A 617-nucleotide genomic window follows, 5' to 3' on the forward strand; every position below is an offset into this window, starting at 1 on the left:
CGCATGGAATTGCTTAATTTCCTTGAAGCACGTTCAAAAGGTGAATACTACCTTGATAATATTGCTTATGGTACTCCAGGTAGAAAAGGTAATTCACCAGTATCATTTGATTTAACCGGTTCAGGTCTTTCAAGTGGTTTCCTTCAGATGCTTTCATTTATGCCAGTAACTGAAGTAAGAAATATCTTAGGTATAATTAAAGCTGGAATTGAAGTGTCAAAAGGTAAAGCAATGTTTGGAAATCTTGACAAGTATGTTGATGGTTTCTGAAAAGGTATGCAAAATGAAATATCAGGTGAAATGCAAAAGCAAGTTACTGAAAATGTTCCTCATAGGTTTGCGTTTGCCAAACGTGCCGCAAGAAAGGCTATCTCAGGACAATCAGGTGCTAAAATTAGCTCATCAGAACTAACAAGAGCGCTTGGTGTTAGAGTGAAAACTGCTCAAAGATCATCAAACCTTGGTTTAGCATCTGTTAAAGTAATGCGTGGCGGCTCATCAACTGTGTCAGGTATTACAGGAATTAAGAAAATTAAGTAAAGGCCATATGGGCCTTTTTCATTATATAATATGGTTATGATTAAACATGACGTAAATACTTGATTCAGTAACTTCCT

General features: G+C 36.3%; 1 protein-coding gene. It reads left to right on the forward strand.

Annotated elements, in window-relative coordinates; genetic code table 11:
* A partial coding sequence (locus HL054_RS22130; RefSeq protein WP_369141289.1) for a hypothetical protein occupies positions 1-270 on the forward strand: 270 nt, incomplete at its 5' end.
* Between the last annotated feature and the right edge of the window lie 347 nt (positions 271-617).

It is taken from the genome of Modestobacter versicolor (assembly GCF_041028285.1).
Lineage (GTDB): Bacteria > Actinomycetota > Actinomycetes > Mycobacteriales > Geodermatophilaceae > Modestobacter > Modestobacter versicolor_A.